The sequence below is a fragment of the Mycobacterium sp. genome (assembly GCF_035653355.1).
Lineage (GTDB): Bacteria > Actinomycetota > Actinomycetes > Mycobacteriales > Mycobacteriaceae > Mycobacterium.
In genome coordinates this window covers 1-2,243 of sequence record NZ_DASRBZ010000651.1, presented here as the reverse complement: position 1 = coordinate 2,243, position 2,243 = coordinate 1, and the positions used below count along the sequence as shown (strand labels likewise).

The following is a 2,243-nucleotide window of genomic DNA, read 5'->3' as shown; positions in this document are numbered from 1 at the left end:
ACGCCGCCGGCCAGACCAAGCCGACCGCCCTGATGCTCAAATACGGACCCAGCGATTGGAACGCGCTGCACCGAGACCTCTACGGCGAGTTGGTGTTTCCGCTTCAGGTGGTGATCAACCTCAGCGATCCGGACACCGATTACACCGGTGGCGAGTTCCTGCTCGTCGAGCAGCGGCCTCGCGCACAATCTCGCGGCACCGCAATCCAGTTGCCGCACGGGTACGGGTATCTGTTCACCACCCGGGAGCGACCGGTGCGGTCAACCCGCGGCTGGTCGGCCGCACCGGTACGGCACGGCCTCTCGGTCGTGCGCTCCGGCGAGCGCTACGCCTTGGGACTGATCTTCCACGACGCCGCCTGAAAAATAGTAAGCAACAGTTGCTCATACTGTTGCCCATTGGTGCTGCGGGTGTCAGGCTTACAGCATGGCCGCAGAACGTAACGCAGAAGGCTTCGTCGACCAGGCAGTGATGGGTCTGGCTGAGCCGCAGCCGATGTACAAGGCGCTGCGCGAGTCGACCCCGGTGTTCCGCTCACCGCAGGCGGTGGTGCTCACCTGCCTTGCCGACATCGAGATGGCGCTCAAACACACCGAGCTGTTCTCGTCGAACATGGACGCAGTCGACCTGGGCAACTTGCGGCCGCTGATCCCGCTGCAGATCGACCCACCCGAGCACGCCAAGTACCGGCGCATCCTCGATCCGCTGTTCACCCCGCGAGAGATGGCCCGCCGCGAACCGGAAGTCACCAAGCTGGTGAACGAAATGATCGACTCCTTCGCCGATCGGGGTGAATGCGACTTCCACGCCGAGTTCGCGGTTCCCCTGCCGTGCACAGTGTTCCTGCAGCTGCTCGGCTTGCCACTGGAGGACCTCGAGAAATTCCTGGCGTGGAAGGACGGCGTCATCCGCCCCGAGGGCGTGCAGGGCTACGAACAGCACGGGAAAGCCGCTGCACCCGTAGCCGAACAGATCTACGCCTACTTCGAACGCGCCATCGACGACCACATCGCGCACCCACGCGACGACATCTTGTCCGCGTTGATCGCTGCGGAGGTGGACGGACATTCGCTGACACGCGAGGAGGTGCTGGACATCTGCTTCCTGTTCCTCATCGCGGGGCTGGATACCGTCACCGATTCACTCGACTGCTTCTTCGTCTACCTCGCGCGCCACCCCGATCACCGTCACCTGCTTATCGAGCAGCCCGACATCCTGCCCAGCGCCGTCGAAGAGCTGTTGCGCTGGGAGACACCGGTGCCGGGAGTCGCTCGGGTGGCCCTCCAAGACGTCGAGGTGGCCGGGTGCCCTATCAGCAAGGGCGAGCGGGTCAGCCCTCTGCTCGGCGCGGCCAACACTGACCCGGCCGAGTTCCCCGACCCGGACGTCGTCGACTTCCGGCGTAACCCGAACCGGCACCGAGCGTTCGGAGCGGGTCCGCACCGCTGCTTGGGTTCCCATTTGGCCCGTATGGAGCTGCGGGTAGCGTTACGCGAATTCCACCGGCGCATACCGGATTACGAGATCCCGCCGGGCACTGAACTCAAGTACACCGCCGCGCTGCGGTCGGTGGAGGCGCTGCCGCTGAGGTTCCCGGTGGCAAGATGACGCGCGTGTGTGTCGATCCGGATCTCTGCACGGGGCACGGGCGTTGCTACACGTTGGCGCCCGACGTCTTCGATGCCGACGACTACGGGCATTCGGTGGTGCGCGTCGCCGACGTGTCCGGCCAGCTCGAAGACCAAGCCGTCAACGCCGAACAGAACTGCCCCGAGCAAGCGATCACGCTGTCGCGCTGAAGCAGACCACACTGCGCGCACCGCGGCCGGCAGCCATGTCCGCGAACGCCGCTTCGACGTCGTCGATGCCGATGCGCCGCGTCACCAATGCCTCGAGGTCGAGCCGCCCACGCAGCGCAAGCTCGGCGAGCGCCGGAATGTCGCGTGCCGGGTCACTGGCGCCATACACGCTGCCGCGGATCGTTTTGCCGTCGGCCATCAACGACAACGCCGGAAACGTCACGGTCTCCTCGATATCGGCTGCGCCCACGATCGTGACCGTGCCGCCGCGGCGGGTGGCGTCATAGGCCGCGCGGATCGTGACCGGCTTGCCCACCACCTCGATCGCATGATCCACACCCATACCGCCGGTGAGATCCCGCACGGCGCTTGCCACATCGACTTCGCCCGCGTCGACGGTGTCGGTCGCGCCGTTGGCCACCGCTGTCGGCAGCTGCCCCGCCA

The 2,243-nt window shown here is 65.9% G+C and carries 4 protein-coding genes; 3 read left to right on the top strand and 1 reads right to left on the bottom strand.

The features are described from left to right. The 3 genes from VFA16_RS22365 to VFA16_RS22355 form a co-directional block, all read left to right on the top strand. On the top strand, positions 1–362 hold a 362-nt coding region (locus VFA16_RS22365), incomplete at its 5' end, for a 2OG-Fe(II) oxygenase (protein ID WP_324969938.1). A 64-nt stretch (positions 363–426) separates the two neighbouring features. Further along, the gene (locus VFA16_RS22360; RefSeq protein ID WP_324969937.1) at positions 427–1,608 is read left to right on the top strand and encodes a cytochrome P450; all 1,182 of its coding nucleotides are present in this window, start codon (positions 427–429) and stop codon (positions 1,606–1,608) included. Next, complete coding sequence (locus tag VFA16_RS22355; protein WP_324969936.1) at positions 1,605–1,799, top strand: ferredoxin; 195 nt, start codon at positions 1,605–1,607, stop codon at positions 1,797–1,799. Before VFA16_RS22360 ends, VFA16_RS22355 begins: the two co-directional genes overlap by 4 nt. Here VFA16_RS22355 and VFA16_RS22350 read toward each other — a convergent pair. Beyond that, the coding region (locus VFA16_RS22350; RefSeq protein WP_324969935.1) for a zinc-binding dehydrogenase at positions 1,783–2,243 on the bottom strand (461 nt) is incomplete at its 5' end. The genes VFA16_RS22355 and VFA16_RS22350 overlap by 17 nt on opposite strands.

What these genes read in the sequence shown, in the direction of transcription:
- VFA16_RS22360 (WP_324969937.1), top strand. Translation starts at nt 427, where the DNA reads ATGGCCGCAGAACGTAACGCAGAAGGCTTCGTCGACCAGGCAGTGATG.
- VFA16_RS22355 (WP_324969936.1), top strand. Translation starts at nt 1,605, where the DNA reads ATGACGCGCGTGTGTGTCGATCCGGATCTCTGCACGGGGCACGGGCGT.